General features: G+C 71.2%; 3 protein-coding genes. All 3 read left to right on the plus strand.

Annotated elements, in window-relative coordinates; all coding sequences use genetic code 11:
• On the plus strand, nucleotides 1-569 hold a 569-nt coding region (locus RIF89_RS14430), incomplete at its 5' end, for a 16S rRNA (uracil(1498)-N(3))-methyltransferase (protein WP_309069768.1).
• 41 nt (nucleotides 570-610) lie between these two features.
• Complete coding sequence (locus tag RIF89_RS14435) at nucleotides 611-961, plus strand: HIT domain-containing protein (RefSeq protein ID WP_309069769.1); 351 nt, start codon at nucleotides 611-613, stop codon at nucleotides 959-961.
• A 49-nt stretch (nucleotides 962-1,010) separates the two neighbouring features.
• Nucleotides 1,011-2,039, plus strand: a complete 1,029-nt coding sequence (locus RIF89_RS14440; RefSeq protein ID WP_309069770.1) for a PhoH family protein — start codon at nucleotides 1,011-1,013, stop codon at nucleotides 2,037-2,039.
• Nucleotides 2,040-2,073: the final 34 nt, after the last annotated feature.

Consider the following 2,073-nt stretch of genomic DNA (forward strand, 5'->3'; position numbering starts at 1 on the left):
GTGCGTGCGAGAGCGTCGCGCCGCGCGAGGTGGTGGTGCGGATCGCCGCCCGCCGCGTCGAGGACGTACCCCGGCCCCGCATCGCGCTGGCGCAGGCGCTCGCGAAGGGCGACCGTGACGAGTTGGCTGTGCAGGCGGCCACCGAGCTCGGCGTGGACGAGATCGTGCCGTGGCAGGCGTCGCGCAGCGTGTCGCGCTGGGAGGGCCCCAAGGCGGAGAAGGGCCGCGCGCGCTGGGGGACGATCGTGCGCGAGGCGGCCAAGCAGGCGCACCGCGCGTGGCTCCCCGAGGTGGCGCCGATCGCGACGACTGCGGCGCTGGCGGCCCGCGCCGACCACATCCTCGTGCTCGAGCCCACCGCCGACGAGCGGCTGAGCACGACCGACGTCGCGGACGCGGGATCCATCCTGCTGGTGGTCGGTCCCGAGGGCGGGATCGCGCCGGAGGAGCTCCAGCGCCTGCGCGACGCGGGCGCCCGGCTCGTGCGCCTGGGCGACACCGTGCTGCGCACGTCGACGGCCGGACCCGCGGCCCTGGCTCTGCTGAACGCGCGCCTGGGTCGCTGGTGAGTCCCGGCCGCGCATCGAGCCCCGCGCATAGACTGGACGACATGGCAGAACCCTCGATCTTCACCCGCATCCTGCAGGGCGACATCCCGGGCGAGATCGTGGCGGAGACCGAGCGCGTCTTCGCCATCAAGGACATCTCCCCGCAGGCGCCCGTGCACCTGCTCGTGATCCCCAAGACGCAGGAGTACCGCGACGTCGCGGCCCTCGCGGCGGGCGCCCCCTCGCTGCTTGCCGAGGTGATCCAGCTCGCGAACGATCTCGCGGCCGAGCACGCCGACGGCGACTTCCGGCTGCTGTTCAACACCGGAGCCGGCGCCGGCCAGACCGTGTTCCACGTCCACGCGCACGTGCTCGCGGGTGGCCTCGGAGAGAAGAGCCTCGTCGGTGGCTGACCCCGGATCGGACGACATCACCGAGACCGTCACGGCCGACGGGGTCGCCATGGTGCAGCTCCTCGGACCGCAGGACCGGCTGCTGCGCATGGTCGAGGGCGCGCATCCCGACGTCGACGTGCACGTGCGCGGCAACGAGATCACTCTGCGCGGGTCGGCCGAGGCCGTGCGCGCCGCGCGCGTCCTCGTGGACGAGCTGCTGCACATGACCAAGGCCGGCCACGCGCTGGGCGAGGCCGACGTGCAGAGCTCCGCGCGCATGCTTCGCGACGAGACCGGGCCGCGCCCCAGCGAGGTCATGGGCGAGGCGATCCTGTCAAGCCGTGGCAAGACCATCCGTCCCAAGACGGTGGGCCAGAAGGAGTACGTCGACGCGATCGACGAGAACACCATCGTCTTCGGCATCGGTCCGGCCGGAACCGGCAAGACCTATCTCGCGATGGCCAAGGCCGTGCAGGCCCTGCAGCGCCGCGAGGTGGAGCGCATCATCCTGACGCGTCCTGCGGTCGAGGCGGGTGAGCGGCTGGGCTTCCTTCCCGGAACCCTGACGGACAAGATCGACCCGTACCTGCGCCCGCTGTACGACGCGCTCAACGAGATGATGGATCCGGAGCTCGTGCCCAAGCTGATGGCGACGGGCACGATCGAGGTCGCTCCACTGGCCTACATGCGCGGGCGCACGCTGAACAACTCCTTCGTCGTACTCGACGAGGCGCAGAACACCACACCCGAGCAGATGAAGATGTTCCTGACCCGTCTCGGCTTCGGCACGAAGATGGTGGTCACCGGCGACATCACGCAGGTGGACCTGCCCCAGGGCGCGTCGGGCCTGCGCCTGGTGACCCGCGTGCTCGAGCGGATCGACGACATCCACTTCTCGCGTCTGTCGAGCGACGACGTCGTGCGTCACTCGCTCGTCGGCAGGATCGTCGACGCGTACAGCGAGTACGACGAGCGTCGGATGGCGGCCCGCCACGAGCGCGATGAGGCCGCCGAGTTCGCCAACCGGGCCGAGCGCCGCACGGCGGCACGCCCCGCGGGCCCCCGTGACCGCATGCCCAAGCGAGGACGATCGTGATCGACATCAACAACGAGTCCGCCGTCGAGATCGA

The sequence above is a fragment of the Microbacterium sp. genome, assembly GCF_031178525.1.
Classification (GTDB): domain Bacteria; phylum Actinomycetota; class Actinomycetes; order Actinomycetales; family Microbacteriaceae; genus Microbacterium.

Coding starts and splice junctions, on each gene's coding strand:
- RIF89_RS14435 (WP_309069769.1), top strand. CDS start 611: ATGGCAGAACCCTCGATCTTCACCCGCATCCTGCAGGGCGACATCCCG.
- RIF89_RS14440 (WP_309069770.1), top strand. CDS start 1,011: ATGGTGCAGCTCCTCGGACCGCAGGACCGGCTGCTGCGCATGGTCGAG.